25 protein-coding genes and 1 tRNA gene are annotated in these 25,811 nt (G+C 73.1%); 14 read left to right on the forward strand and 12 right to left on the reverse strand.

Annotation, left to right across the window (positions count from 1 at the left end):
* Nucleotides 1-46: 46 nt before the first annotated feature.
* A complete protein-coding gene (locus IFT90_RS03570) occupies nucleotides 47-1,012 on the reverse strand; it encodes a DUF1731 domain-containing protein (protein ID WP_192040992.1) in 966 nt (321 codons plus the stop codon).
* On the reverse strand, nucleotides 1,009-1,662 hold the full coding sequence (locus IFT90_RS03575) for a DUF4166 domain-containing protein (protein ID WP_192040993.1): 654 nt from the start codon (nucleotides 1,660-1,662) through the stop codon (nucleotides 1,009-1,011). Before IFT90_RS03575 ends, IFT90_RS03570 begins: the two co-directional genes overlap by 4 nt.
* Nucleotides 1,663-1,697: 35 nt before the next feature.
* Here IFT90_RS03575 and IFT90_RS03580 point away from each other — a divergent pair, with 35 nt between their 5' ends.
* Nucleotides 1,698-2,576 carry a sulfurtransferase gene (locus IFT90_RS03580; protein ID WP_192040994.1) on the forward strand — a complete coding sequence of 293 codons (879 nt, stop codon included), beginning with the start codon at nucleotides 1,698-1,700 and terminating at the stop codon, nucleotides 2,574-2,576.
* Nucleotides 2,577-2,612: 36 nt separating this feature from the next.
* Here the strand turns inward: IFT90_RS03580 and IFT90_RS03585 are convergent, their stop codons facing one another.
* Both IFT90_RS03585 and IFT90_RS03590 read right to left on the reverse strand, forming a co-directional pair.
* A complete protein-coding gene (locus tag IFT90_RS03585) occupies nucleotides 2,613-2,819 on the reverse strand; it encodes a DUF1508 domain-containing protein (RefSeq protein WP_123547974.1) in 207 nt (68 codons plus the stop codon).
* A gap of 215 nt (nucleotides 2,820-3,034) precedes the next feature.
* A complete protein-coding gene (locus IFT90_RS03590) occupies nucleotides 3,035-3,481 on the reverse strand; it encodes a hypothetical protein (RefSeq protein ID WP_192040995.1) in 447 nt (148 codons plus the stop codon).
* 465 nt (nucleotides 3,482-3,946) lie between these two features.
* Here IFT90_RS03590 and IFT90_RS03595 point away from each other — a divergent pair, with 465 nt between their 5' ends.
* Complete coding sequence (locus tag IFT90_RS03595) at nucleotides 3,947-7,663, forward strand: AAA family ATPase (protein ID WP_371740983.1); 3,717 nt, start codon at nucleotides 3,947-3,949, stop codon at nucleotides 7,661-7,663.
* 5 nt (nucleotides 7,664-7,668) lie between these two features.
* Nucleotides 7,669-7,920 carry a hypothetical protein gene (locus IFT90_RS03600; protein WP_192040997.1) on the forward strand — a complete coding sequence of 84 codons (252 nt, stop codon included), beginning with the start codon at nucleotides 7,669-7,671 and terminating at the stop codon, nucleotides 7,918-7,920.
* A gap of 12 nt (nucleotides 7,921-7,932) precedes the next feature.
* Here IFT90_RS03600 and IFT90_RS03605 read toward each other — a convergent pair whose 3' ends face one another.
* From IFT90_RS03605 to IFT90_RS03625, 5 genes are all read right to left on the reverse strand, one after another.
* Nucleotides 7,933-8,913: a glycosyltransferase gene (locus IFT90_RS03605; RefSeq protein WP_192040998.1), complete on the reverse strand. Its 981-nt coding sequence runs from the start codon at nucleotides 8,911-8,913 to the stop codon at nucleotides 7,933-7,935.
* A complete protein-coding gene (locus IFT90_RS03610) occupies nucleotides 8,910-10,007 on the reverse strand; it encodes a glycosyltransferase (protein ID WP_192040999.1) in 1,098 nt (365 codons plus the stop codon). The genes IFT90_RS03605 and IFT90_RS03610 overlap by 4 nt, the downstream gene beginning before the upstream one ends.
* A 164-nt stretch (nucleotides 10,008-10,171) precedes the next feature.
* Complete coding sequence (mscL, locus tag IFT90_RS03615; protein ID WP_192041000.1) at nucleotides 10,172-10,681, reverse strand: large conductance mechanosensitive channel protein MscL; 510 nt, start codon at nucleotides 10,679-10,681, stop codon at nucleotides 10,172-10,174.
* Nucleotides 10,682-10,754: 73 nt separating this feature from the next.
* Nucleotides 10,755-11,117 (reverse strand): FmdB family zinc ribbon protein, encoded by a 363-nt coding sequence (locus IFT90_RS03620; protein WP_192041001.1) that lies wholly within the window; start codon nucleotides 11,115-11,117, stop codon nucleotides 10,755-10,757.
* A 39-nt stretch (nucleotides 11,118-11,156) separates the two neighbouring features.
* Nucleotides 11,157-11,735, reverse strand: a complete 579-nt coding sequence (locus IFT90_RS03625) for a 5-formyltetrahydrofolate cyclo-ligase (RefSeq protein ID WP_192041002.1) — start codon at nucleotides 11,733-11,735, stop codon at nucleotides 11,157-11,159.
* Nucleotides 11,736-11,801: 66 nt separating this feature from the next.
* On the opposite strand from IFT90_RS03625, the gene galU reads away from it, so the two are divergent.
* From galU to IFT90_RS03660, 7 genes are all read left to right on the forward strand, one after another.
* Nucleotides 11,802-12,695, forward strand: coding sequence for a UTP--glucose-1-phosphate uridylyltransferase GalU (gene galU, locus IFT90_RS03630; RefSeq protein WP_133738421.1), 894 nt, complete (start codon nucleotides 11,802-11,804; stop codon nucleotides 12,693-12,695).
* A gap of 11 nt (nucleotides 12,696-12,706) precedes the next feature.
* Nucleotides 12,707-13,354 (forward strand): GNAT family N-acetyltransferase, encoded by a 648-nt coding sequence (locus tag IFT90_RS03635; RefSeq protein WP_192041003.1) that lies wholly within the window; start codon nucleotides 12,707-12,709, stop codon nucleotides 13,352-13,354.
* A gap of 111 nt (nucleotides 13,355-13,465) precedes the next feature.
* Nucleotides 13,466-14,503: a DUF3040 domain-containing protein gene (locus IFT90_RS03640; RefSeq protein WP_192041004.1), complete on the forward strand. Its 1,038-nt coding sequence runs from the start codon at nucleotides 13,466-13,468 to the stop codon at nucleotides 14,501-14,503.
* A gap of 75 nt (nucleotides 14,504-14,578) precedes the next feature.
* Nucleotides 14,579-14,654: transfer RNA gene (locus IFT90_RS03645), tRNA-Ala, on the forward strand.
* A 105-nt stretch (nucleotides 14,655-14,759) separates the two neighbouring features.
* Entirely contained in the window at nucleotides 14,760-15,605 is an 846-nt protein-coding gene (locus tag IFT90_RS03650; protein WP_192041005.1) for a DUF4190 domain-containing protein, read from the forward strand.
* A gap of 114 nt (nucleotides 15,606-15,719) precedes the next feature.
* The gene (locus tag IFT90_RS03655; protein WP_192041006.1) at nucleotides 15,720-17,288 is read left to right on the forward strand and encodes a methyltransferase; all 1,569 of its coding nucleotides are present in this window, start codon (nucleotides 15,720-15,722) and stop codon (nucleotides 17,286-17,288) included.
* Between the two features lie 76 nt (nucleotides 17,289-17,364).
* Nucleotides 17,365-18,111, forward strand: a complete 747-nt coding sequence (locus IFT90_RS03660; RefSeq protein ID WP_192041007.1) for a hypothetical protein — start codon at nucleotides 17,365-17,367, stop codon at nucleotides 18,109-18,111.
* Nucleotides 18,112-18,149: 38 nt separating this feature from the next.
* On the opposite strand, the gene IFT90_RS03665 is transcribed toward IFT90_RS03660, so the two are convergent.
* Entirely contained in the window at nucleotides 18,150-19,088 is a 939-nt protein-coding gene (locus IFT90_RS03665) for an NAD(P)-dependent oxidoreductase (protein WP_192041008.1), read from the reverse strand.
* 163 nt (nucleotides 19,089-19,251) lie between these two features.
* Between IFT90_RS03665 and IFT90_RS03670 the strand changes: the two genes are divergently transcribed.
* From IFT90_RS03670 to IFT90_RS03685, 4 genes are all read left to right on the forward strand, one after another.
* Nucleotides 19,252-19,440, forward strand: a complete 189-nt coding sequence (locus IFT90_RS03670; RefSeq protein ID WP_192041009.1) for a hypothetical protein — start codon at nucleotides 19,252-19,254, stop codon at nucleotides 19,438-19,440.
* Nucleotides 19,441-19,523: 83 nt separating this feature from the next.
* A complete protein-coding gene (locus tag IFT90_RS03675; protein WP_192041010.1) occupies nucleotides 19,524-20,507 on the forward strand; it encodes a hypothetical protein in 984 nt (327 codons plus the stop codon).
* A gap of 341 nt (nucleotides 20,508-20,848) precedes the next feature.
* Nucleotides 20,849-23,428 carry an RNA helicase gene (locus tag IFT90_RS03680; protein WP_192041011.1) on the forward strand — a complete coding sequence of 860 codons (2,580 nt, stop codon included), beginning with the start codon at nucleotides 20,849-20,851 and terminating at the stop codon, nucleotides 23,426-23,428.
* A 103-nt stretch (nucleotides 23,429-23,531) separates the two neighbouring features.
* Nucleotides 23,532-24,293, forward strand: coding sequence for an SDR family oxidoreductase (locus tag IFT90_RS03685; RefSeq protein ID WP_123547988.1), 762 nt, complete (start codon nucleotides 23,532-23,534; stop codon nucleotides 24,291-24,293).
* A 25-nt stretch (nucleotides 24,294-24,318) separates the two neighbouring features.
* On the opposite strand, the gene IFT90_RS03690 is transcribed toward IFT90_RS03685, so the two are convergent.
* Complete coding sequence (locus tag IFT90_RS03690; RefSeq protein WP_192041012.1) at nucleotides 24,319-24,843, reverse strand: ribonuclease H; 525 nt, start codon at nucleotides 24,841-24,843, stop codon at nucleotides 24,319-24,321.
* Nucleotides 24,844-24,955: 112 nt separating this feature from the next.
* Nucleotides 24,956-25,786 carry an aldo/keto reductase gene (locus tag IFT90_RS03695; RefSeq protein WP_192041013.1) on the reverse strand — a complete coding sequence of 277 codons (831 nt, stop codon included), beginning with the start codon at nucleotides 25,784-25,786 and terminating at the stop codon, nucleotides 24,956-24,958.
* Between the last annotated feature and the right edge of the window lie 25 nt (nucleotides 25,787-25,811).

Genomic DNA, 25,811 nt, shown 5'->3' on the forward strand with positions numbered 1-25,811 from the left:
GAGACCGTGTTCGGCCCGGTACGGCACGGCCCGGCCCGGCCGGCGCTCAGCGGCGGCGGCGCTCCGCGACGATCTGCTTCACGGTCTCGTCGAGGTGCGGGTGCACGAACTCGTAGCCGCCCTCGACCAGTCGCTCGGGCACGACCCAGCGGCTCTTGAGCACGAGCTCGGTCTCGGTGCGCAGCACGGCGGTGCCGAGCTCGAGCATCCAGCGCGTCGCGGGGAGCCCGATCGGCATGCCCACCGCACGGCGGACGATCCCCATCATCGTCCGGTCGTCGCTCGGGTTCGGCGACGACAGGTTCACGACCCCGTCGACGTCGTCGTGCTCGCGCAGCCAGTCGATCGAGCCGAGCACGTCGTCGACGTGGATCCAGCTGAACTTCTGCCGACCGCCTCCGGCGCCCTGGCGGTGGTGGGTGCCGGCCGCGAGCCGCGCCTTCGTCGCCGGCCACGGCCCGTCGAGCTGCGGGCCGCCGAGCCCGGCCCGCGCGAGGTTCATCAAGGGCACCAGGGCGCTGCCGTCCCCGAGGACGATCGCCATCCGCAGGGCGACACGGCGGGTCCCCGGCAGCTCGCCCTCGAAGAACTCGCGCTCCCAGCTCGTCGCGACGTCGACCGAGAAGCCCCGCCCGAGCTCGCCCGTCGACTCCGTCATCGGGCGGTCCTCGGCGTGCCGGTAGATCGTCGCGGTCGACGAGTTCAGCCAGAGCCGAGGAGGCGCGGCGCAGGCGAGCACCGCCTCCCTCAGCTCCCGGGTCGTCTCGACCCGCGACCGCATGATCTCGGCCCGGTTCGCCGGGCCGTAGCGGCAGTTCACGCTCTTGCCCGCGAGGTTGACGAGCAGGTCGGCGCCGTCGAGCAGGCGGGTGATCGCGGCGGTGTCGCCCCAACGTGCGTCGGGGCCGGATCGGCCGATCTCGCTGACGCGAGCGCCGCGGGCGCGCCAGGCGGCGGCGAGGTGCTGGCCGATGAAGCCGGACGCGCCGGCGATGACGATGTGGTCGGTCACGATGCTGTTCCCCCTGTGTCGTCGGGCTCGACCGAGTAGTCGAAGTGGCCCGTGTACTCGTAGATCCGGCCGACGAGCGGCGCGTCGAGGGTCACCGAGACCCGTTGTCGACCGACGGCCTCGTCGAACTCCTCGCGCAGCGACACCCGGGGCGACACGGCGGCGGGCACCGCGACGGAACGCCGGCCGACGCGCAGGCGCATCGTGCCCGACGTCATCGACAGGGCCCCGTCGCGGGCGTGCGCGACGAGGTCGGCCGACCAGCGCCTCCGGTGCCCCAGGTGGTCGACGAGCCCCGTCGACGTCGCGGTCACGGCGTCGACCATGCGGCGCTCGCCGGACGCGAAGCGGAAGGTGCGGACCGCGCTGACCACCGGAGCGCCCGCGTCGTCGACGCCGGGGCGGTTCGTCACGGTGAAGGGCACGTCGTGCTGCCAGGCGGCGAAGAGGACTCCCTGGCGCCCGAGCACCCACAGCACCGGCCAGAGCCAGCGCCGCGGCGTGCCCGCCCGGGCGAAGACGCCCTGGCCGCGTCCGACGGAGCCGGCCGGGATCGCCCGGAAGTACGGCAGGAGGCGCGGGTGCAGCCCTGAGAGCGCCTCGCCCGCGGCGGCCTCCCACGGAGACTGCGGGGCGGGGGCGTCGGGCACGACCCGAGCCTAGGCCCGGCGGCTACCCTCGCGGCATGGACACCGCCGACACCGCCGACCGCACCTCCGCGCCGCACCCCCTCGTCTCCGTCACCGAGCTGGAGCGGTCGCTCCGGGGCGATCGGCCGCCGCGCCTCCTCGACGTGCGCTGGCGGCTGGACCGTCCCGACGGGCGGCCGGCGCACCGCGAGGGCCACCTGCCGGGAGCCGTCTACGTCGACCTCGGCTCCGAGCTCGCCGGGCACGGCCTGGCGGCGACGGAGGGGCGGCACCCGTTGCCGACTGCGGACGAGCTGCAGCAGTCCGCCCAGGGCTGGGGGCTGCGCGAGGGCGAGCCGGTCGTGGTCTACGACGACCTGGGCGGCCAGTCCGCGGCGCGGGCGTGGTGGCTGCTGCGGGCGGCCGGCCTCGCCGACGTGCGCCTGCTCGACGGCGGGCTCGGAGCGTGGATCGCGGCCGGCCTGCCGGTCGAGACCGGCGACGTGCGACCGGAGCCCGGCGACGTCGTGCTCGGCTCGGGCCGGCTGCCGACCGTCGACGCGGAGGGGGCCGCCGCGTTCCCGGCGCACGGCACGCTCGTCGACAGCCGCGCCGGGGAGCGCTACCGCGGCGAGGTCGAGCCCGTCGACCCGCGGGCCGGTCACGTGCCGGGCGCCGTGAGCGTCCCGACCGCGGGCAACCTCGACGCCTCGGGGCTGTTCCTCGACGCGGACGCGCTGCGCGCGAGGTACGAGGAGGTGGGCGTCCGGCCGGGCGAGCCCGTCGCGGTCTACTGCGGCTCGGGCGTCACCGCCGCGCACGCCGCCGTCGCGCTGACGGTCGCCGGCCACGACCCCGTGCTGTTCCCGGGGTCGTGGAGCGCGTGGTCCTCCGACCCCGACCGCCCCGTGGCGACCGGGGCGGAGCCCGGCTGATCCCGGGGCTCGCCGGCTCGGGGCAGGAGGCGCGGGTCAGTCGGCGTGCGTCGGCGAGGGCTCCAGGGTGCGGTCGTCGACGATCGCGTCGACCGCGGTCCGGCGCACGGAGTCGATCCCGTTGAGCGCGGACCCCTTCTGCCGGTACCCCTCCGAGGTCGCGATGACCTCGCCGTTCGCGGCGGTGAGCACGAAGCGGTACTCGCCCGACTCGCCCTGCGTGACGATGAACTTGCCGGCCATGGCGTCCTCCTCGCGTCCGGGGAGCGGCGTCTGCGCGCTCCGCGTCGCGTCAGCATAGGCAGCGCGTGTTTCGTCCGTGTCACGGGGCCGCGACATGACGCCGCGCGACGAACGACGCACGTCGCGACATGCACGAGGCCGCGGCGAGCGCAGCAGCAGCCCCCCGCTGCCGCCGCGCTCGCCGCGGCCTGGTCACCCGGCTCTGCCGGGGTCGGTCAGTCGCCGACGAGCACGCCGATGGCGGCCTTGAGCGTGTCGCGGTCGCGACGGAGCTTGGCGACCTCGGCCTCGAGCTCCGTGACGCGTTCGGCGGACGCCTGGTCGCCGCCGTCGCCGCCCTTGGCGCTGGCGCCGCTGCCGGGCGGACGACCGCGCCGGGGCGCGGGCGCGGCGGCCGGCTCCTCCTGCGCGTCACCGTCGGTGCGCACGGCCGAGCCGTCCTCGGCGGTGTCGGCCGCCTCCTCGGCGATGACGGACGCCGCGGGGGCGTTCGCCTTCTCCCAGGCGCGGATCCAGCCACGGAGCGACTGCTCGCCGACCTCGAACTGCTCGGCGGTCTCGCGGATGATGGCGCGGTTGCCGGGCTCCGCCTCGCGGCGCTCCAGGACGCGGGCGAGCGACTGCTCGCGCGTCTCGTCGGTGTACTTCTGCTCGAAGGGCATGTCGTGTCTCCGGTCGTGAGGAGGGCGGGGGAGCGGCCACGTGGTGACGGCGCATCCGTCGTCACCACCGGACCGTTGACGCCGACGGTACTGCACTCTCACCTCACATGAGCAGATATAGATAGAAATATGTGATGACGAGCACGGTCTCGCTCGTTCTGTGACCACGCGAGGCCTGCCGCGCCGTACACATGACCCGACGCGGACGGCGCGGCACATATGAGGACGTGTCATCATGATGCGCAGCACGCCGCGCACGACGCGGCGCACCACGTCCGATGACATGACCACACGTGTCGCGCGTCGACCGTGTCGACCGCGACGGCGACCCGGCGCGCAGGAGGCGGTCGTCCAGTCGCCGCCGACCCGCCCGTCCTGAGGCGGATCACGGTGACGACGGCTTAAGGTGGCCGTGTGTGGCGCGCCGACAGACAGCATGACGACGACGACGACGGGACCAGTTCCGTGGCCGTCCCGACGGGCGCGCCCGGGGGAGCAGCGTCCCCCGGCACGGTGAGCCTCGGCGACCCCGGCCTCGCGGTCGGCAACGTGGCCGAGCCGTCCCGCACCGGGTGGCGCGACCAGCTGAGCGTCGTGGGCGGCACCTCCACCCTGCTGCACTTCGGCGACGAGCAGCGGGCCCGCATCGAGCTCAGCACCACCCACCCCGGCGGCCTCGCCCAGTTCATCACCGGCAAGACGACCCTGCTGTCGAGCCTCATCCGCGACGACCTCGCGCTCCGGACGGCCCGCGTCGCCGCCGGCGAGATCGCCGCGAAGGGCCTCGAGCTGAGCACGGTGCGCGGCATCGACGCCGTCCACCTCGCCATCGGCGTCGCCGCGTGGTCGTTCGCCGGCCGCGACCACCGCGCGCCCGTCCTGCTCCGCCCGCTCGCCATCCGGCGCCACGGCCGCGACTTCGAGGTCAAGCTGCTGGGCGAGCCGTTCCTCAACCCCGCGCTCTCCGACGCGCTGCACGACCAGTTCGACATCTCGCTCGACGCCGACGCGTTCGTCGCGCTCGCCGGCCGCGAGGGCGCGTTCACGCCCAACCCCGTGATCGACCGCCTCCGCGGCCTGACGGCGCACCTCGACTGGTTCACCGTGCAGCCGCGCCTCGTGGTGTCGACCTTCGCCGAGGTCTCGACCGAGATGGCCCTCGACGCCCGCGAGCTCGGCCACCCCGTGCTCGACGCGCTCGGCGGCAACGCCATGGCGATCCGCCAGGTGCAGGAGGGGTACCGCCCGACCACCGCGACGCCCCAGGACGAGCGCAGCCCCGAGACCGACACCCTGCTGCTCGACGCCGACCCCGAGCAGGAGAACGTCGTCGCGCAGATCGCGGCCGGCGCCTCGGTCGTGGTCAAGACGCTGCCGGGCACCGGCGGCACGCAGACCATCGTCAACGCGATCGGCCGACTCGTGTCGCAGAACAAGCGGGTGCTCGTCGTCAGCGCTCGCCGCGCCTCCCTGCGGGGCATCACCGCCCGCCTCGCCGACATCGGCCTGCCCGGGGTCGCCGTCTCGCCGACCACGCTGCGCCGCGACGTCATCCGCGCCATCAGCCGCGACGAGAAGGCCACCCACCCGCAGATGGGCGAGGTCGACGACGCGCTCGTGCGCCTCCGCAAGGTGCTCGTCGACTACCGCGGCGCCCTCAGCCGACGTGACGACGGGCTCCGCGTCTCGGTGCTCGACTGCCTCACCGAGCTGTCGCGGCTCGCCCTGCTGCCCGCGCCTCCCGCGACCACCGCGCGCCTCAGCCGCCGCAGCGTCGAGGCGATGGTCGACGGCCGTCGCCGCGTCGCCGAGACGATGGTCAACGCCGCCAACCTCGGCGAGTTCCGCTACGGCCCGGGCGACTCGCCCTGGTACGGCGCCCGCTTCACCGACTCGTTCGGCGCCGGCGACGCCCACCAGCTCGCCAAGAACCTGCACCACCGCGACCTGCCCCGCCTGCTCGAGCGAGCGCAGGAGGTGATCGGCAGCACCCGGATGCGCCCCTTCGAGTCGGTGGCCGAGCTGGGCGTCTACCTGCGCCTCCTCATCGAGATCCGCGACACGCTCGACAAGTTCCAGCCCGTGGTGTTCGACCGCTCCGTCGCCGAGCTCGTCGCGGCGACCGCGCCGAAGCGCGAGGCGCCCGACATGTCGAGCGCCAACCGTCGCCGCCTCAAGAAGCTCGCGAAAGAATACGTGCGGCCCGGGGTGCACATCGCCGACCTGCACAGCGCCCTGCAGCGCATCCAGCAGCAGCGCATCGCGTGGCAGCGCTACGTGGTCGCGGGCACGCCGCCCGAGGTGCCCACGGGGATCGCCGACGCGCACGTGCTGCACCAGCAGGTCAGCCAGGACCTGGAGCGCCTCGACTCGCCCCTCGGCCTCCGCGGCGACGACAGCCTGACCGAGATCGGCGTGGCCGAGCTCGGCCCGAAGCTGCGCGACCTCGCCGCCGAGAGCGACGTGCTGCAGAACCTGCAGGAGCGCACCGAGCTCATGACGACCCTGCGCGACCTCGAGCTGGCGCCGCTCATCACCGACCTCGCGAACCGCCACGTGCCCGAGCAGCAGGTCGCCGCCGAGCTCGAGCTCGCCTGGTGGCGCTCGGCCCTCGAGTCGCTGCTCGAGGCCGACCGTGCGCTGCTCGGCGCCAACACCGCCATGCTCGACCGGCTCGAGGCCGACTTCCGGCTCGTCGACGAGGCGCACGCGGCCGGCAGCGCCCAGCTGCTCGGCTGGCAGCTGGCCGAGAACTGGAAGATCGGTCTCGTCGACTGGCCGGAGGAGGCGTCGGCCCTGAAGGCCCTGCTGCGCCAGCCGCACCTCACCGCCCGCCTGCTGCACGACGCCGCGCCGCACCTGTCGCGTGCCATCGCCCCCGTCTGGCTGGCCTCGCCCTACGAGGTGCACACCATCGCCGACACGGTGCCGTTCGACACGGTCGTGCTCGTCGACGCCGGCGCGACGACCATCGCCGAGAACGTCGGGGCGATCCGCCGTGGCAAGCAGACGGTGGCCTTCGGCGACCCGGTGACGCAGACGCCGTCCGAGTTCGACATCGCCGTGACGCCGGGCAAGCAGCCGCCTCGTCACGACGAGGCGGAGCTCGACGCCCTGCACGCCGACAGCGCCCTCGCCCGCCTGTCCACCCTGCTGCCGACCCTGTCGCTGACCCGCAGCTACCGCGCCGGCGGAGAAGACCTGGCCGAGCTCGTCAACCGCCGCTTCTACGGCGGGCGCATCGAGTCGCTGCCCTGGGCGGGCAGCTTCCTCGGGCACGGCAGCATCGCGCTCGACTACGTCTCCGGCGGCACGGCCGTGCCCGACCCCGAGTCCGGCGCCGTCGAGAGCGTCGACGCCGAGGTCGACCGCGTCGTCTCGCTCGTCGTCGAGCACGCGCGCACCCGGCCGGCCGAGTCGCTCATGGTCATCACCGCGAGCGCGAAGCACGCGGTCCGCGTGCAGCAGGCCGTCCTCACGGCGGTGTCCGGCCACAAGGACCTGACGGAGTTCGTCGTCGGCGACCGGGGCGAGCCGTTCATGGTCGCGACGCTCGAGCAGAGCGTCGCGCAGAGCCGCGACCACGTCATCTTCTCGATCGGCTACGGACGCACCCCGCACGGCCGCGTCCTCAGCGACTTCGGGCCGCTCGGCCAGCCCGGCGGGGAGCGCCTGCTCGCCGTCGCCATGACGCGGGCCCGTCGCTCGATGATCATCGTCACCTGCTTCCAGCCCGACGACATCGACGGCGGACGGATGGGGCACGGCACCGTCGCGCTGTCCGAGATCCTCACCGAGGTCCAGGCGCGCACCAGCGCCGAGCACGTGCCGGACGACTCCGACCCGATGCTCGTCGACCTGGCACGGCGCCTCGAGGCGAAGGGCATCCCCGTCGCCCTCGGGCACCGCGGCAAGCTCGGGCTGGTCGCCGCCCACGACGGCGTCTGCGTGACCATCGAGACGGACACGACGCTGTCGCGCACGAGCCTCCGCGAGTCGCTGCGGGCCCGGCCGGAGACGCTGCGCCGCCTCGGCTGGCACTACGTCCGGGTGCACGCGTTCCAGCTGTTCACCGATCCCGACTCCGTGGCCGCACGGGTCGCCGAGGTGCTGGGGATCGACGGGACGCGCACGCAGGAGGTCCCCACGCTGTCGGCCCGCCAGCACGTCAACCGGCTCTGACCGCGATGACGGAGCCGACGAGCCCGCGCGACCCCGACGCAGGTCCCGCAGGAGGCGCGGGTCGGCCCGCCGACGACCCCGCGGTCGTCGAGACGGCCGGGTCCGCCCCGCTCGTGGTGCGGCGTCGCGGCGGCCGGCGGGTCTCGACCGACCCGGTGCCCGGCAGCGATCCTGCTCCTGCACCCGAGCCTCCTCGGCACGCGTCGGGGGAGAACGACCGTCAGCTCCGCGACGACGTGCCGCCGCACTGGGGCTGACGAAGCTCGTCGTCAGCTCGGGTCGGCGAACACGGTGCTCCACGACCGGCGCGCTCGCTCGCGGTAGTCGACGAACGCCGCGTGCACGACGGCGGGGTCGGCGGTGACGGACGTCAGCGCCTCGACCCAGGCGTCGGGGCCAGCCCCGACCGGCACCCTCAGGCGTTCCTGGGCGGGCAGGAGATCGTCGAGGAACGACGTCGACTCGCCGACGGTCAGCGTCCCGTTCTCGAGCGCCCGGACGGCGACGCCCGACTGGAAGTACTCGCGGTACGGGAGCAGCAGTGCCCACGCCGAGCCGAGCAGGTCGTCGAGCTCGCCCTCGGGGACGAAGCGGTCGTCGACGTCCCAGCCGGGCACGGGCGGCCAGCCCCTGCCGACGATGGTCGTGGTCCAGCCGGCGTCACGGAGGCGCGGACCGAGCTGGGCGAGCAGCTCCAGGTCGCGGGCCGGCTTGTACTGGCCGGCCACCACGACCGACGGACGGGACGTCTTCGGCGTCAGCCGCTGGTCGTCGAGGATCGGGTGCATCGTCAGGACGGCGGGGTGGGAGGGCAGCTCGCGGCGCACCACGTCGAGCGCGGAGCGGCTCAGCACCACGAGCGTCGGACGCGAGGCCGCGGGGGCGCGCCGGGCCCACCGGCGGGAGCGGTCGGAGAACCCGTGCTGGCGGCGGAGCGGCGTCGGGTCGTGGAAGAGCACCCACCGCGGATGGCGCCGGGACGCCCATCCCCGGGCCTCGAGGAGCCCGAGGCTCGGCCAGAGCTGAAGCACCGGACCTCTGGTCAGCCGGGCACGCGTCGTGTTGTACAGGCAGTTGAGCCCCATGCGCAGCGTCCCGCCCAGGCCGGGCAGGCCCTCGACGGGTCGGGACCAGCGCGCACAGGAGGCATCGGCGCCGCCCCCGGCCAGGGTCTCGGCCAGCTCGCGCCGGAAGTGCGTCAGCACCGTGGGGATGGGGTCGGAGTAGCACAGCGTCGTCGGCGAGCTCACGACGGTGCTCCGACCCGGTCGCCGTGCAGCCAGGCGTCGGCGGTCAGCCGTCCGTCGCGGGAGGGCAGGGAGGCGCGGACCTCGTCACGGGGCAGCGGGTGTCGCAGGGCCGACCCGAGGGCGGCGGACAGTCGACGGGGGAGCGACGAGCGCTCGTCGACGTCGACGACGTGGTGCCCGTGCTCCTCGAGCCAGGCGGCGAGACCGGTCTGCCGGGTCGTCACGATCGTCGCGCCGGCGGCCAGGCCCTCCTTGATGGGGAGGCCGATCTGCTCGATCCACCGGCCGTCGGGCACGGACGGGGCGACGAGCACCGAGGCGGTCGCGACGGCCGCCTGCACGGCCGCGTGGGGCATCGGGCCCAGGAGGCGACGCGTCTCGGGTGCCTCGGCCGCCCACTCGTGGACCTCGTCGGCGAGCGGTCCGGAACCGATGAGGTCGAGCACCGCTCCCGGCACCGCCTCCTCGACGGCCGGCCAGGCCCGGACGAGCTCGCGGAGGCCCTTGCGCTCGTCGAGGACGCCGAGGAAGACGGCTCGGAGGGGGGTGACGGGGCGCGGATCGGGGTGCGCCTCCGGCAGCTCGAGCGAGACCGTGGACGGCACGGCGGCGACGAAGGGGAGTCGCGCGTAGGCGTCGCGTGCCGCCGGGCTCGCGTAGCAGATCCGGTCGAGGCCCAGCCGCGCGACGGCGCCCACGAGCCCGGCTGCCGCGAGGACGGCGACCCCCGGGGCGTGCCCCCTGCCCCGGACGAGGACGTCGATCGAGTTGTTCTCCATCGCGTACGAGCAGACCTCGTGGCGCCGCCTCCGCAGCGCCCCGGCCAGCCGGAAGCCCGCGACGAGGGCGACGTGCCGCGGCCAGAAGCGCATCCAGAGGGGCTCCGGCACCTCGAGCACGACGGCGTCCGTGGTCGCGAAGCGACGGAGCACGGCGGGGAGGGTGGCCCGCTCGATGCCCGGGGCCAGCACCGTGCCGACCGCGTCGGAGGCGGCGTCGAGGTAGAGCAGCTCGGCGGGGGTGCCGCGGCGGTGGCGCTCGACGTGGACGGCACGGAGCTCGGGCACGACTCGCAGGGAGAGGGGTCGTGGCATGGGCGTCACCTCGGTGATCGACGGGGTCCGACCAGTCGGTCGGCGTCGCCATGCTAATTCTGAATATCATCTGCTGCAACTGATATTCATATATCGACAGGGTGGCCGATGACAAAGGCCCCCCGACCGGATGGTCAGGGGGCCTTCGTCGTGGGGCTCCGGGCTCAGCGGCTGCCGAGCGGTCCGTTCCCGAGGTTGACGCTGCCGCTCGGCGTCGGGTCGGCGGCGTGGCTGCCGTGACCGGCGACGCCGGAGTCGATGCCCGACTGCGCCCGCAGCAGGTCTCGGATCTCGCTCAGCAGCTCGACGTCGGTCGGCGGCACGTCCGCCGGCGGCACGGTCTCGTCCGACTGCTTCGCGAAGGTGCGCTTCAGCAGGCTGTTCACCGGCAGCACGAGGCAGAAGTAGACCACGGCCGCGATGATCAGGAAGTTGATCAGCGCGCCGACGACGGCACCGAACTTGAGTTCGGCGTCGGCTCCGCCGCCCACCGTGGGGATGCTCACGACGAGCGCCTCGTCGAGCATCGACGCGTTGAACGCCGCGCCGATCAGCGGGTTGAAGATGTTGGTCACGAGCGAGGTGACGATCGCGGTGAAGGCGGCTCCGATGACCACGGCGACAGCCAGGTCGATCACGTTGCCGCGCAGGACGAATTCTTTGAAGCCCTTCACAGGTGCGCTCCTTCGGGTCGAGGGGTGGTCGCCGACAACTCAACCACTCCTCGCCCGGTCACGCAGACCGGGGTCAGGAGGAGGAGCCGGAGCTCCCCGACGAGGAGCCGCCCGAGGACGAGCCCGACGACCCGCCCGAGGACGTGCCCGACCCGGTGGAGGACGCGCCGCCTCCTGCGCTCTTCTCCTTCGTGCCCGACGTCTTCGCGTCGGCCGACGAGGACGACGACGACGAGCCGGTCGAGGAGCTGCCGCTCCCGCTCCGGGAGTCGGTGCGGTAGAAGCCCGACCCGTTGAAGGTGACGCCCACCGGGCTGAACACCTTGCGGAGCACGCCCTGGCAGACGGGGCAGACCGTCAGCGAGTCGTCGGTGAACGACTGGACGACGTCGAAGGCGTTGCCGCACTCGGTGCAGCGGTACGAGTAGGTGGGCACGGGCGTCCTAGCTGTGGGTCGAGGAGGCGGCCTGCGAGCTCAGAACTCGTGGATGCCGCTGGGCGTGACGACGCCGTCGACGGGCTGGTCGTGACGCTCGCGCGGCACCTGCTCCACGTACTCGGAATCGAACACCACAGCATAGACCGGCGGTCGCTTCTCCATGGATCCGAGGGTCTTGTCGAAGTAGCCGCGGCCCCAGCCCATCCGCATGCCCGTGTGGTCGATGGAGGCGGCCGGCACGATGATGAGGTCGACGTCGTTGATCGCCATCGGGCTGAGCACCTCGCCGACCGGCTCGGGCAGGTCGAATAGGCCGAGCGTCTCCGTCTCGCCGTCGCCGACGGCCCAGTCGAGCAGCCCGTCGGGACGGGAGATGGGGAACAGGACGCGGACGTCGTTCTCGTAGGCCCAGTTGAGGAACGGGCGGGTGTTCGGCTCGTCCGCGGTGGAGAGGTAGGCCGACACCGACCGCACGGACAGCCCCGACGCGAGGTCGACCAGGTGCCTCGTCAGGCCCGCGGTCGCCTGGTCACGAGCGTGGTCGCCCTGGTTGCGGCGCCGCTGTCGCAGCTCCGCCCGGAGTGCGCGCTTGGCGTTGCCGACCTCGTCCGTCATGTCCCCGATGGTACGGGCACGAAATGTGCCCCCCGCGGAACGCCGCGGGTGGATACGCTGAGCGGCATGGGCTTCACGATCAGCAAAGCAGTCATCCCCGCCGCCGGCCTGGGTACCCGATTCCTCCCCGCGACCAAAGCAATGCCGAAGGAGATGCTCCCCGTCGTCGACAAGCCGGCGATCCAGTACGTCGTCGAGGAGGCCGTGAACGCGGGCCTCACCGACGTCCTCATGATCACCGGGCGCAACAAGAACGCCCTCGAGAACCACTTCGACCACGTGTCCGAGCTCGAGGAGACCCTGAAGAAGAAGGGCGACCACGACAAGCTCGCCAAGGTCAACCAGTCGACCGACCTGGCCGACATGCACTACGTGCGCCAGGGCGACCCGCTGGGCCTCGGCCACGCGGTGCTCCGCGCCAAGATGCACGTGGGCCGTGAGCCGTTCGCCGTCCTGCTCGGCGACGACATCATCGACGCCCGCGACCCGCTGCTGACGCGCATGGTCGAGGTGCAGGGGCAGAAGAACGCGACCGTGATCGCCCTGCTCGAGGTCGACCCCTCGCAGACCCACCTCTACGGCATCGCCACGGTCGAGGAGACCGACGAGGACGACGTCGTCAAGGTCACCGGCCTGGTCGAGAAGCCGGCACAGGGCGAGTCGCCCTCTAACCTGGCCATCATCGGTCGCTACGTCATCCGTCCCGAGGTCTTCGACGTGCTCGAGAAGCAGGAGCCGGGCAAGGGCGGCGAGATCCAGCTGACCGACGCGTTGATGAAGATGGCCGGCGCTGAGGAGTGGACCGGCGGCGTGTACGGCGTCGTGTTCCGCGGCCGTCGGTACGACACGGGCGACAAGCTCGACTACATCAAGGCCATCGTGCAGCTCGCGAGCGACCGGGAGGACCTCGGCGACGAGCTCCGCCCGTGGCTCAAGGAGTTCACGGCAGGGCTGGAGTAGGCGACCACCACGTGAGCAGCATCCCCACGCTGGCGGAGGGGCGGGTCGTCATCCGGCCTCTCCGCCTACGTGACACCCGCGACCTCGACCAGGCACTGGCCGAGAACCGCTCGTGGCTCCGGCAGTGGGAGGCCACCAACCCGAACGGGTTCACGAGCCACGACGTCCGCGGCAGCATCCGTTCCCTCCAGGTGAACGCCCGCGCCGGTCTCGGCCTGCCGTTCGCGATCGAGCTCGACGGCCGTTTCGTCGGGCAGCTCAACGTCAGCGGCATCACCTACGGCTCGCTCGGCTCGGCGACGATCGGCTACTGGGTCACGCAGTCGGCAGCTGGCAACGACGCGACCCCGATCGCGGTCGCGCTGGCCACCGACCACTGCTTCCGTGCCCTCGGCCTGCACCGGATGGAGATCTGCATCCGCCCCGAGAACGGTCCGAGCCTCCGCGTGGTCGAGAAGCTCGGCTTCCGCTACGAGGGGCTCCGGCGCCGCTACATCCACATCAACGGCATGTGGCGCGACCACTTCTGCTTCGCGCTGGTGGCCGAGGAGGTGCCCGAGGGCGTCCTGCACCGGTGGCGGTCGGGCACGGTCCCGGCCGGCCAGGGCAGCGTGCCGCCCGACGCGCTCGCGGAGGCCGAGCGGCAGCTGCCGCTCTAGGCCGGTCCGCGGGAGATCTGCCCAGATCTGGCCTGGATCCGCGCAGAACTGGGTGAGACACACCCCGCGACATGGCCGACGCGCCGTGCCCCCGCTCATACCCTCGTCAGCATGGACATCGGGTCGTGGGGCGGGGGCCTCGTGCTGGCGCTCGTCGCCGTGCTCTGGCTCGTCTACCTCGTGCCCACCTGGCAGCGCCGCCGCGAGTACCTGGCCACCGAGCGCAACGCCGTCCGCCTGCAGCAGACCCTCCGCATCCTCGCCCAGACGGCCGAGCTGCCCGAGGAGGTGCGGATCGAGGCCAACGCCCGGTCCGTGGCCGACGCCCAGCGCATCCTCGCTCGCGAGGAGACGAAGCGGGAGGCCCTCCGCCGGGCCCACGAGGCCGCTCGTCAGCGTGCCGTCACCCGTGAACTGGCCGCAGCGGCACCCGTGCTCCGTGCCGCCGACCACGATCCCGCGCTGGCCGCCCGCCGCCTCCGTCGTTCGCGTCTCGTCTCGACCGTCGTGCTCGTGCTCGGCGTCGTCGCGATCGTCGCGGGCATCGCGACCTCGTTCTGGGTCGCCTCGATCGCGGGGCTCGCCTTCGGGGCCGGGGCGGTCGCCATGCTCGCCCAGCTCGCCGCGGTGTCGCGGGCGCGGGCGCGGCGTCAGGTCGCCTCCGCTCCTCGCGTCGGCCAGCCCCTGAAGGACTTCTCCTCGTCGCTCGGCGACCCCGAGGCAGAGGTCGAGGCCGAGTCGAGGGAGTGGACCCCGGTCCCCGTGCCCACGCCCCTGTACCTGCGCCGCGGACGGCAGCGCCCTGTCGCCCGGTCCGGAGTCGTGGCGGCGGCGTCGGCTCCCGCCGCGGAGTCGCCCGCGGAGGACCTGCGACGTCAGTCGGAACGCTCCGTCCAGGCGCTGAGGGAGTCCCAGCGGGCACAGCACCAGGCGCTGCGCGAGGCCGCTCGAGCCGAGGCGGCCCTCTCCGCACCCCGGGCGGTGCCGGCGCCCGCGACGCCGAGGGTGCCCGCCGCGCAGCCGGCGGCTGACTCCCCGCCGGCGCCTCCCGCCGCCCCCAGCCGCTTCGCGCGCATGGGCATCGTCGACGACCTCGGCGAGCCGAGCTTCCGCCTCGACGAGGCGCTCGAGCGACGCCGCGCGGTCTGAGCCGCCTCGAGGAGGCGGGCGTCGCGTCGATTCGGACCGGCGCCTCCTCGGGTGCTATCGTTGCGGAGCAGGTCTGGGGCTATGGCGCAGTTGGTAGCGCGTCTCGTTCGCAATGAGAAGGTCAGGGGTTCGAATCCCCTTAGCTCCACCACGATCGCACCACGAAGGCCCTCCCCGACGGGAGGGCCTTCGTCGTGTCGGGGTCGCCCCCAACGGGGGTCCATGGGTGTGTCAAATTCACGGCATACTCTTAGAAATGAGCATTCCGCAGCCTCCCTCCGATCCTCACCAGCCGAACTACCAGCCCGACCACTCCGCTCCGGGTGCCGGCGCGCCTCCGGCGGGCTACCCGTACCAGGCTCCTGCCTACGGCCCGCCCCCCACCGCGCCCCAGAACACCGGAGGCAACGGCCTCGCGATCGCCTCCGTCGTGGTCGGCGGCGTCGGCCTGGTCCTGTCCTGGATCTTCCTCGGCGGGATCCTGGCGCTCGTGGGACTCGTCCTCGGCGTCGTCGCCCTCGTCAAGAAGCGCGGTTCGCGCCTCCTCGCGATCATCGGCACGGCCGTCTCGGCCCTCGCCCTCGTGATCTCCGTCATCGTCACGATCGTCACGTTCATCGCCGCCGCCTCGGCGATCACCCAGATCAACGAGTCCCTCGAGTCGACGTCCGTCTCGCAGTCGCCCGCCGCCGAGGCCGAGGACGACGCCGCCGAGACGACCACCGAGAACGTGGCGTTCGGCGAGACGGTCACCTACGACGACGGCCTCGCCGTCACCGTCTCCGCGCCCGAGACCTTCACCCCCAGCGAGTACGCCGCCGGTGCGGACCAGGCCGCGAACGTCGTGTTCACGATCACGATCACCAACGGCACGGACGCGAACTTCGACCCGACCCTGGCGTACCCGTCCGTCGCCTCCAGCGGCGTCGAGGCGTCGAGCGTCTACGACTCCGACCAGTCGCTCGACCAGCCCAGCACCACCGTCCCCGCCGGCCAGTCGGTCACGTGGCGCAGCGCCTTCTCGGTCGCCGACCCCGCTCAGCTGATCCTGGAGCTCAGCCCCGGCCCGTTCGAGTACGACTCGATCGTCTACCAGAGCTGACGACAGCTCGACGCAGCATCCGTGCCGCTCGCCCTCCGGGGCGGGCGGCACTCCTGTCTCCCGGGGCCGCCGAGGGTGCAGGCAGCTCGACCGCGCGTCGGCGAAGATGGAGGCGTGCCCTTCGACTCCCGTGATCCCGACCTGCTCGCGCGCCTCCGGGCCGACCTCGCGTCCTCCGACTTCACGGTCGACCGTCTGACGGGGCCCGACGCCTGGGGCGCGAGCGCCGGTGCGGCGCTGTTCCGGGGAGAGCGCGTCGCGGCCCGTCGTGCGCTCGTGAGGAGCGCCTCCCGTGTGCCGTCGCTCCGTCCGGCCGCGACGCTGGCGTCGCTGTTCATCCTGGGATGGCCGCAGCCGCTCACCGGCGTGGAGGCGGCGCTGCCGACCCTGGGGACGGCAGGCGCCGCAGCGCTAGGCCTGCTCGAGGTCTCCGGCGACGAGGTGCGCGCGCTGGTCGACCTGCGGCCGTACGCGTTCGTCGACGCGTCCGGCGAGGCCAGCTGGTGGATCGCCTCCGACCTCGGCGAGCTGGCCCTCGGGGGCGCGCTCCGCGAGGACCACGTGCTGGGGGTCGGCGGGGCGTCGGCGACGCTGGCCGGGCTGATGATCCCGCGCACCGTCGACAGCGCGCTCGACCTCGGCACGGGCTGCGGCATCCAGGCGCTGCACGTCGCCCGGCACGCCCGCAGGGTCGTCGCCACCGACATCTCGCAGCGCGCCCTCGACTTCGCGGCCTTCAACGCCGCCCTCAACCTCGTCGACGGCATCGAGTTCCGGCTCGGCAGCCTCTTCGAGCCCGTCGAGGGCGAGCTCTTCGACCATGTCGTCTCGAACCCGCCCTTCGTCATCACGCCCCGGGCCGAGGGCGTCCCCGAGTACGAGTACCGCGACGGCGGCATGGTCGGCGACGACCTCGTCGCGTCCGTCGTGTCGCAGGTCGGCGCCCACCTGACGCCCGGAGGCGTCGCGCAGCTGCTCGGCAACTGGGAGACAGGAGGGGCGGACGCGGCTGCCGGGAAGCGCGGGGCGTACTCCGTGGCCGACTGGGTCGCCCGCGGCGGCGTCCCGCTCGACGTGTGGGTGGTCGAGCGCGAGCTGCAGGACCCGGCCGCCTACGCCGAGACCTGGATCCGCGACGGCGGCACCCGTGCGGGCACCGCCGACTTCGAGCGGCTCTACGAGGCCTGGCTCGGCGACTTCGAGCAGCGGGGCGTCGTCGAGGTCGGCTTCGGCTACGTGACCCTGAGGCGACCGCTCGGCGCGGCGACGGAGCCCGTGGTCCGCACGGAGCGCCTCCTCGGGGGCCTCGGCTCGAACGACGTCGGCCTCGGTCGGCACCTCGGGGCGACGCTCGACGCCGTCGACCTGCTCCGCTCGCTCGACGACGACGCCCTGCTGGGCGCCCGCCTCACGGTCGCTGGCGACGTCACGGAGGAGCGGCACTACTGGCCCGGCAACGACGACCCCACGGTCATCACGCTGAGGCAGGGAGGCGGCTTCGCCCGGTCGGTCGAGTCGGGCACGGCCCTCTCGGCGCTGGTGGGCGCCTGCGACGGCGAGCTCAGCGTCGGCGCGATCGTGGGCGCGCTCGCCCACCTGCTCGAGGCCGACGAGGTCGCGCTCGCGGCCGAGCTGCTGCCCCGGGTGCGCGAGCTCGTGACGACGGGGATGCTCCGCGCCTGATCGCCCCTGGAGGATGAGCTTCCGTCATCCTCCAGGCCGACGCCGTTCGGGGGCGCCGGTCGATACGGTGACGGGCATGAGGACACGCGGGGGACTGTGGGCGGCTACGGCCGTGCTGGTGGCGACGATGACGGTGGCGGGGTGCGCGTCGGGCGCCGCGCCGGGCGAGGCGGGCGACGGGGACGCGACCCCGCGCGCGACGGCCACGGCGGCGGCGTCGACCCCGGCCCCCGCCGAGGCGACGGCCACGCCCGCTCCCGCTCCTGACGCGCTCGCGTCGGTCGACACGATCGTGGTGACGGCAGCCGGGTTGTCGCTGCGGCAGGGGGAGGTCGAGCTGGCCTCGCTCGACGTCGTCGCCCTGCCGCTCGACGAGGCCGTCGCCCTGCTGACGCGGGCCCTCGGCGAACCGCGGGAGGCGGGCGTCGAGGAGGACCACTGCCAGCCGGCCCAGACCCGCTGGGGCTGGGGCGAGGGCACCTACCTCGGGACGCCCGACCTCTACACCGACGAGGGCACGCTCACCTTCACGACGAAGGACACGTCGATCGAGACGGACGACGGCCGGAGCGTGCGGCTGCAGACCCCGGGAGGCATCGCCGTCGGCGACCCGATCGCCCCCCTCGCCGAGGCGACCGACCCCGCGTACACCGACGACTTCTCGGCGGACCCGTCCCGCGAGGTCCTCTCGCTCGTCTACGACCTGGTCCGTGCCGACGAGGTGTCGGGAGACGAGATCAGTCCTTACGGTGCCTCCGTGCACAGCATCGACGGTCTGGTGACGGCGATCCTGGGCCCGTCCACGCTCAAGGACTACTGCTGAGCGAGGGGCGCTGAGAGCTCGTCGGGCGGTGTCCGCACCTACGCCTCGTCGTCCGTCTGCTCGTCGGCCGCCGCCTCCTGCTTGCCGACCCGGTCGCCCCAGGTGCGCCAGCTGTACTCGGGGACGAAGCCGAGCAGGTCGCGGGCCTTGTCGCTGCTGAGCAGCGAGTCCGTGCCCTCGACGGCGGCGCGGCGCTCGACGGTCGGCCAGAACTGGTCGGCGAGCAGGGCGGTGGGCGTGTTCATGACCGTGTCGGTCGCGGCGATGATGAACGCCTCGAAGCCGACCAGGTCGCTCTCGAGCGCCTTGCGCACGGCCTGTGCGCCGTCGCGGGCGTCGATGTACGAGAAGAGGTTGAACGTCTTCTTCTCGGGCGTCTCGTCCCAGGGGTACTCCGAGTAGTCGCCGTCGTCCATGACGTTCGAGAAGCGGAGGCCGATCATCTTCAGCTGGCGGTCCCAGCGGGTGAAGTGCCGGGCCATCTCCTCGTCGAGGGCCTTGCCGAGCGAGTACGACGACTCGGGCCGCACGGCGTACTCCTCGTCGAGGGGCAGGTAGGGCGGGTCGAGGTCGAACGGGATGCCGAGCAGGGTCTCGCTGGAGGCCCAGACGACGTTGCGGATGTGGGCCGCACGGGCTGCGGCGAACACGTTGTAGCTGCCGGTGACGTTGTTGTGGAAGAGGGTCGCGTTCGGCACGAGGCCGGGCGCGGGGATCGCCCCGAGGTGCACGACGGCGTCGATCGAGTCGTAGCGGTCGTCGACGTGCGTGAGCGCCTGCAGCACCTGGCCGTAGTCGGACAGGTCGACCTGCACGTACGTGACGCCCTCGACCGGGTCGGGGCTCGGCACGCGGTCGAGCAGCACGACCTCCCAGCCGTGGGCGGCGAGGTCGCGGACGACGGCTCGGCCGAGCTTGCCGCTGCCTCCGGTGACGGCGACGCGGAGGGCCGCGGGGGACGGGGTGGATGACGACATCGTCTGCACTCTTCCTGGGGTCGGGGCGGCGCTCGGTGCGCCTCCTCCTGTCTACCGTGTCGGCGCTGGACGTGCGCGACGGAGCCGCGGGTACGGTCGTGCGGGACGGGGCCGTCCGGCCCCCTCCGCCGCCACGGCGACGGACGACACGAGGAGGCGCCCCATGAGCGACACCCAGAGCCACGACCCCGCAGACCACGACGTCGACCCTCGCCACGACGCGGCCGCCGTGCACGGGGACGACCCGGCGCCCGTCGAGGAGCACGCCGGCTCGGCCGCCGACGACGCCGCTCGCGAGGGCGCCGTCGAGCAGGTGGACGACACGCTCGGCGGGCACATCCCGCTGCGCTGAGCCCGTCGGCCCGGCCCGGGACGGCCCGCGCCGGTGACCGCCCGAGCGCTAGCATCTCAGGACGACAGCGACGGGGGCCGCAGATGATCGACGACGACCGACCGACGCTGACCGTCCGCCGATCGCTGGCGGCGGTCGCAGGCGGGCTCGCCTCCGGGTGCCTCGCGGCCGTCCTCACCGACCTGGTCGTCGGAGCGGCCACGTCCGGCGCCTCCACCACCACCGGCGAGGGCATCGGCGCGGCCGTCCTCGCCGCCGCCGGCGGCGTCTTCCTCGGGTGCCTCGTCTCTGCTCTGGTCGTCCTCTTCGTCGTCCGCGGTCGTCGACGAGGCGCTCGTTTCTCCGGGCTGTTCTCGACGGGTCTCGCCCTCCTCCTCGTGTTCTTCGGGGTGGGTGTGGTCGGCTCGGTCGCGGCGCCGGTGATCGAGCTGGTGGGCCTCGGTCCTCTCCTCTGGCTCCTCGTGCCGCCGTTGTGGAGCATCCCGGCCGCGGCGGCCGGAGTCGTCCGTCTGCGGTGGGTCGGGTACGTGCTCGGGCTCGGCCTCGGCGCCCTGCTGCTGACCCTGGCCGTGGGCGAGCTCGGCGCCTCCCGCGAGCAGGCTCGCTTCGACGCGGCCTGGACGGGGCCGGTCCTCGTGCCCCGCACGTCCCCTGCCTCGCCGCTCGCCGGCTACGTGCTCCGCGGGGTGACGCCGCCGGGGGAGTACGCCGACCTCGCGTACTCGTACGTGTCGCCGGGGGACGAGGTCGTGCGTGCCGACGGGTCGGTCGCGGGGGACCGTCCCGACGCCTACTACGACCTGAGCTTCGTCGCCCCGGACGACGTCGCGACCTACGCACCCTGCGGGACGGCCGCGCCCGTCTGTCCCGTCGTCGGTCGGGCGCTCGGGGGCGACGTCCTCGCGGACGCGTCGTCGGGCTCGTGGGTCGTCCTGCTCGACGACGGGGCGGTCACCCTGACCGGGTCGCTCGACGACGACGACGCCGTGTCCGTGCTCGACGACCTCCGGCCTGCCGGGCTCGACGCGGTGCACGAGCTCAGGGTCGATCCGGACGTTGCGCTCTGAGTCGGTGCCCCCAGTTCTAGTCGGACGCATGAATCACCCGCCGTTCACCCCACTGCTCGGCGGAGGTGCGGGCTACAGTGCAGTGTGCTCACCGGCTGGTTACCGGGGCACATCGCGCCCGTCATCGTCGACGTGCGACCGAGCGTGGTCTCCTGATCCGATCCCGCCCGGCCTCGTCCGAGGGCGCGACCGCACGCCTCCGCCCGAGCCCTGCTCGGCCACGGGGGCGTGTGCTGTCTCGGGACCGACCGTCTCGCCCCTCCCGCGTGCCCGGACCGGTGCCGACCGCCTCCGGCCCGCCTCGCCTCGCTGTCGCCGGCATGGGGCAGGATCGACACATCATGTCGCCCGCTCCCTCCGCACCGCTGTCCGCCCTGCTGCCCGAGAACCCGGGGCCCGAGTCGTACGACCAGGACACGGCCTACGCCGACTTCGCGGAGTGGGCCGAGAGCCGGGGCCTGCCGCTGTACCCGGCGCAGGACGAGGCGATGATGGAGCTCGTCTCCGGCGCCTCGGTCGTGCTCAGCACGCCGACCGGCACGGGCAAGTCGCTGGTCGCCGCAGGCGCGCACTTCGTCGCCCTCTCGCAAGGCAGACGGACGTACTACACGGCGCCCATCAAGGCCCTGGTCAGCGAGAAGTTCTTCGCCCTGGTCGAGCTGTTCGGGCCGGAGAAGGTCGGCATGGTGACGGGCGACTCGTCGGTCAACGCCGACGCACCGATCATCTGCTGCACCGCCGAGATCCTCGCGAACCTCGCGCTGCGCCACGGCTCGGACGCCGACGTCGACCAGGTCGTCATGGACGAGTTCCACTTCTACGGCGACCAGTCGCGCGGCTGGGCCTGGCAGGTGCCGCTGCTCCTGCTCGACCGCGCGCAGTTCCTCCTCATGTCGGCGACCCTCGGCGACGTCACGCGCCTCGTCGACGACCTGTCGCGCCGCACCGGGCGCCCCGTCGCCCGGGTGACCGGCGTCGAGCGCCCGGTGCCGCTGCACTACTCGTACGCCCAGACCCCCGTGCAGGAGACGGTCGAAGAACTGCTCTCCACCGGCGAGGCCCCCGTCTACGTCGTGCACTTCTCGCAGGCCGCCGCGCTCGAGCGCGCGCAGGCCCTGTCGAGCATCAAGGTGGCCAGCCGTGAGCAGCGGGACGAGATCGCCGAGCTGATCGGCGGGTTCCGCTTCAGCACCGGCTTCGGCAAGACCCTCAGCCGACTGGTGCGCTCGGGCATCGGCGTGCACCACGCGGGCATGCTGCCCAAGTACCGGCGCCTCGTCGAGCAGCTCGCGCAGCGGGGGCTGCTCCGCGTCATCTGCGGCACCGACACCCTCGGCGTGGGCATCAACGTGCCGATCCGCACGGTCCTGCTCACCGCGCTCACGAAGTTCGACGGCACCCGCATGCGGCAGCTGACGGCGCGGGAGTTCCACCAGGTCGCGGGTCGTGCCGGCCGTGCGGGCTACGACACGTCGGGCACCGTGGTGCTGCAGGCGCCGGAGCACGAGATCGACAACCTGAAAGCGATCGAGAAGGCGGGCGACGACCCGAAGAAGAAGCGCAAGATCGTCCGCAAGAAGGCGCCGGAGGGCTTCGTCTCGTGGGGCGAGCCCAGCTTCCACAAGCTGATCGCCGCCGAGCCGGAGGCGCTGGTCTCGCACATGCAGATCACCCACGCCATGCTGCTCAACGTCATCGGCCGCGGGGGCGACGTCTTCGCGAACGTGCGCTCGCTCGTCTTCGACAACCACGAGCCCCGGTCGGCGCAGTACGCGATGGCGCGTCAGGCGATCTCGATCTACCGCACGCTCCGCACCGCGGAGGTCGTCGTGCAGGAGGCGAGCCACGACGGAGGCGCGCCCACCATCCGCCTGACGGTCGACCTCCAGGCCAACTTCGCCCTGAACCAGCCGCTCTCGCCCTTCGCCCTGGCGACCTTCGACGTGCTCGACCAGGAGTCGCCGAGCTACGCCCTCGACGTCGTCTCCGTCGTGGAGGCGACCCTCGACGACCCGCGCCCGATCCTCTCCCAGCAGCAGTTCAGGGCGCGCGGCGAGGCCGTGGCCGAGATGAAGCGCGAGGGCGTCGAGTACGACCAGCGCATGGAGCTGCTCGAGGGCGTCACCTGGCCGAAGCCCCTGGACGAGCTGCTCACGGCCCTGTTCGAGACGTACGCGGCGTCCCAGCCGTGGATCGGCGACTTCGCGCTGAGCCCCAAGTCGGTCGTGCGCGACCTGTACGAGCGCGCGATGACGTTCGGCGACTACGTGGCCTTCTACGGTCTCGCCCGCTCGGAGGGCCTCGTGCTCCGGTACCTCTCCGACGCGTTCCGGGCCCTGCGCCAGACCGTTCCCGACGAGGCCAAGACCGACGAGCTCGCCGACCTGATCGAGTGGCTCGGCGAGCTGGTGCGCCAGGTCGACTCGTCGCTGCTCGACGAGTGGGAGGAGATGCTCAACCCGCGCGAGGTCGAGGCCCACGACGAGATCGTTCCGCCGGTGCTCCGCCGCTTCACGGCGAACGACCGCGCGTTCCGCATCGCCGTCCGCAACGAGATGTTCCGCCGGGTGCAGCTGATGGCCCGGGACGACGCCGAGGGGCTGGGTCAGCTCGACGCCTCCTCGGGGTGGGACACCGACCGCTGGGGCCAGGCCCTCGACCGCTACTTCGACGAGTACGACACGATCGGCACCGACACCGACGCCCGCGGGCCGCACATGCTCCAGATCGAGCAGCTGCCGACGGTCTGGCGCGTCCGTCAGGTCCTCGCCGACCCCGACGGCGACCACGACTTCGGCATCTCGGCCGTCGTCGACCTCGCGTCGAGCGACGAGCGCGGAGAGGCGGTGGTCACCGTGACGGCCGTCGGCCCGGCCTCCGAGCGCGCCGGGGGCACCGGGGGCAGGCTCGTCGAGGAGTAACGTTGTCGGCGGCCCGGCCGACCACGGCTGCCCGTCACCCCCGGAGCGACCCTCCGGTGCACCGCCCCCGGCGACCCGTCGCCGGGCTCCCCGAGGAGGACCCATGTCTCGCCTGTCCGGCAAAGTCGCGATCGTCACGGGAGCCGCCTCGGGCATCGGCGAGGCCATCGTCCGCCGCTTCGCCGACGAGGGCGCGCAGGTCGTCGCGACCGACATCCTCGACGGGTCGGCCGTCGCGGCCGAGGCCGGCGCGGAGTTCATCCAGCACGACGTCGCCAACGGCGGCGACTGGAAGCGCGTGATGGACAGGGTGGCCGACCACTACGGGCACCTCGACGTGCTCGTCAACAACGCGGGCATCGTCTCGGGGCAGTCGATCGACGTGACGCAGCTCGAGAGCTGGAACCGCGTCTTCGCCGTCAACGTCACGGGCGTCATGCTCGGCACGCGGTTCGCGATCGAGCAGATGCGCGCCAATCCCGAGCGGTCCGGCGGCTCCATCATCAACCTGGCGCCGGCGACGTCGTTCCTCGGCTTCGGCGACGACGCGGCCTACACCGCCAGCAAGCACGCCCTGGTCGGCCTCACCCGCTCGAGTGCGGCGCACGCCGCCCAGGAGGGCTGGGACATCCGCATCAACTCGCTGCACCCCGGGCCGACCGACACGGCGTTGTTCCGACGTCAGGTCGAGGCCCAGCCCGCCCTGCTCGACGCGTTCCGCACGATGAGCCCCCGCGGGCGGCTGGCCATGCCGGAGGAGGTGGCCGGGCTCGCCCTGCACCTCGCCTCCGACGACTCCGCGTTCTCGACCGGCGCGCAGTTCGTCGTCGACGGCGGGCTGTCGAGCACGCACCCCTCGATGTAGCGCGCCGCGGCGCGCGGCACGGCGCCTAGAAGAGGGTGGCGGGCGGCTCGGGCGGGGCCGCGACCGGCGACGTCGTCGCGACGGGGGCGCCGGGCCAGCCGGGGCCTGAGGGCACCTCGGTGCGGTTCTGGAACGCGGTGGCGGCACCCCGTGCGCGGACGTCGGCCGCCTCGTTCATCTCGTGCCCGACGTGGCCGCGGACCCACTCGAAGGTGACCTTCCGCCCTGCGAGGGCGTCGTCGAGCTCCTTGAGGATCTCGACGTTCAGCACCGGCTTGCCGTCGGCCTTGCGCCAGCCCTTGCGCTTCCAGCCGGGCATCCACTCGGTGCAGGCCTTGATCGTGTACTGGCTGTCGCACAGGACGTGCACCGGTTCGCCGGCACCGGCCGTGGCCCGCAGCAGCTCGAGCACGGCGGTGAGCTCGCCCTGGTTGTTCGTCGCGCGGGGCCAGCCGCCCGCGGCCCAGCGGTCGTCGTCGACGTACCAGGCCCAGCCGGCAGGGCCGGGGTTGCCGAGGGCGGATCCGTCAGCGGCGGCGACGATCGTCATGGGTGCTCCTTGCTCGTGATGTGCGCCCACCACGGTACGCGAGCGGCGGCCGCCCCTCGACCCGCGCCTCCTCGGTGCGCCGCGGCTGTGCCGCGCAGCGAGCTGTCGAGGGTCAGCCGACCTGGTCGGGGTGCGAGCCGGAGCGCTCGCCGCTGTCGAGCGCGGCGATCTCGGCGAGGTCGTCCTCGTCGAGCTCGAAGCCGAACACGTCGAGGTTCGACGCCAGCCGCAGCGCGTTCACGGTCTTCGGGATGACGACGAGCCCCTGCTGCAGGTGCCACCGGATCACGGCCTGGGCGGGCTCGACCCCGTGCTTCGCCGCGATCCGGCCGATCGCGGCGTCGTCGAGCACGCGGCCGCGGGCGAGCGGCGACCAGGCCTCGACGGCGATGCCCCGGGCGGCGCAGAACTCGCGCAGCTCGTGCTGCTGCAGCCACGGGTGGGCCTCGACCTGGTCGATGACCGGCACGACGCTCGTCTCGCCGAGCAGACGCTCGAGGTGGTGCACCTGGAAGTTGCTGACGCCGATCGACCGGGCCCGCCCCTCCTCGGCGATCCGCTCGAGCGCACGCCAGGTGTCGACGTACTTGTCCTGCGTGGGGGCCGGCCAGTGGATCAGGTAGAGCTCGACGTGGTCGGTGCCGAGGCGGTCGAGGCTCGCGTCGAAGGCGCGCAGCGTCTCGTCGAAGCCCTGCTCGGTGTTCCACACCTTGGTCGTGACGAAGACCTCGTCCCGCGGCACGTCGGAGGCGCGCAGCGCCTGGCCCACGCCGACCTCGTTGCCGTAGAACGACGCCGTGTCGACGTGGCGGTACCCGAGCTCGAGGGCGGTGGCGACGACGGTGCGCGCCTCGTCGTCGGCGACCTTGTAGACGCCGAGGCCGAGCTGGGGGATGCGGGCTCCGTCGGACAGGACGACGGACGGGACGGTGATGTCGGACATGTCCCGATCCTCCCATCCGCGATGA

The sequence above is a fragment of the Frigoribacterium sp. CFBP 8766 genome, assembly GCF_014841435.1.
Classification (GTDB): domain Bacteria; phylum Actinomycetota; class Actinomycetes; order Actinomycetales; family Microbacteriaceae; genus Frigoribacterium.

What these genes read in the sequence shown, in the direction of transcription:
- IFT90_RS03580 (WP_192040994.1), top strand. Translation starts at nt 1,698, where the DNA reads ATGGACACCGCCGACACCGCCGACCGCACCTCCGCGCCGCACCCCCTC.
- IFT90_RS03585 (WP_123547974.1), bottom strand. Translation starts at nt 2,819, where the DNA reads ATGGCCGGCAAGTTCATCGTCACGCAGGGCGAGTCGGGCGAGTACCGC.
- IFT90_RS03590 (WP_192040995.1), bottom strand. Translation starts at nt 3,481, where the DNA reads ATGCCCTTCGAGCAGAAGTACACCGACGAGACGCGCGAGCAGTCGCTC.
- IFT90_RS03600 (WP_192040997.1), top strand. Translation starts at nt 7,669, where the DNA reads ATGACGGAGCCGACGAGCCCGCGCGACCCCGACGCAGGTCCCGCAGGA.
- IFT90_RS03610 (WP_192040999.1), bottom strand. Translation starts at nt 10,007, where the DNA reads ATGCCACGACCCCTCTCCCTGCGAGTCGTGCCCGAGCTCCGTGCCGTC.
- IFT90_RS03625 (WP_192041002.1), bottom strand. Translation starts at nt 11,735, where the DNA reads ATGACGGACGAGGTCGGCAACGCCAAGCGCGCACTCCGGGCGGAGCTG.
- galU (WP_133738421.1), top strand. Translation starts at nt 11,802, where the DNA reads ATGGGCTTCACGATCAGCAAAGCAGTCATCCCCGCCGCCGGCCTGGGT.
- IFT90_RS03640 (WP_192041004.1), top strand. Translation starts at nt 13,466, where the DNA reads ATGGACATCGGGTCGTGGGGCGGGGGCCTCGTGCTGGCGCTCGTCGCC.
- IFT90_RS03650 (WP_192041005.1), top strand. Translation starts at nt 14,760, where the DNA reads ATGAGCATTCCGCAGCCTCCCTCCGATCCTCACCAGCCGAACTACCAG.
- IFT90_RS03660 (WP_192041007.1), top strand. Translation starts at nt 17,365, where the DNA reads ATGAGGACACGCGGGGGACTGTGGGCGGCTACGGCCGTGCTGGTGGCG.
- IFT90_RS03665 (WP_192041008.1), bottom strand. Translation starts at nt 19,088, where the DNA reads ATGTCGTCATCCACCCCGTCCCCCGCGGCCCTCCGCGTCGCCGTCACC.
- IFT90_RS03670 (WP_192041009.1), top strand. Translation starts at nt 19,252, where the DNA reads ATGAGCGACACCCAGAGCCACGACCCCGCAGACCACGACGTCGACCCT.
- IFT90_RS03675 (WP_192041010.1), top strand. Translation starts at nt 19,524, where the DNA reads ATGATCGACGACGACCGACCGACGCTGACCGTCCGCCGATCGCTGGCG.
- IFT90_RS03680 (WP_192041011.1), top strand. Translation starts at nt 20,849, where the DNA reads ATGTCGCCCGCTCCCTCCGCACCGCTGTCCGCCCTGCTGCCCGAGAAC.
- IFT90_RS03685 (WP_123547988.1), top strand. Translation starts at nt 23,532, where the DNA reads ATGTCTCGCCTGTCCGGCAAAGTCGCGATCGTCACGGGAGCCGCCTCG.
- IFT90_RS03690 (WP_192041012.1), bottom strand. Translation starts at nt 24,843, where the DNA reads ATGACGATCGTCGCCGCCGCTGACGGATCCGCCCTCGGCAACCCCGGC.
- IFT90_RS03695 (WP_192041013.1), bottom strand. Translation starts at nt 25,786, where the DNA reads ATGTCCGACATCACCGTCCCGTCCGTCGTCCTGTCCGACGGAGCCCGC.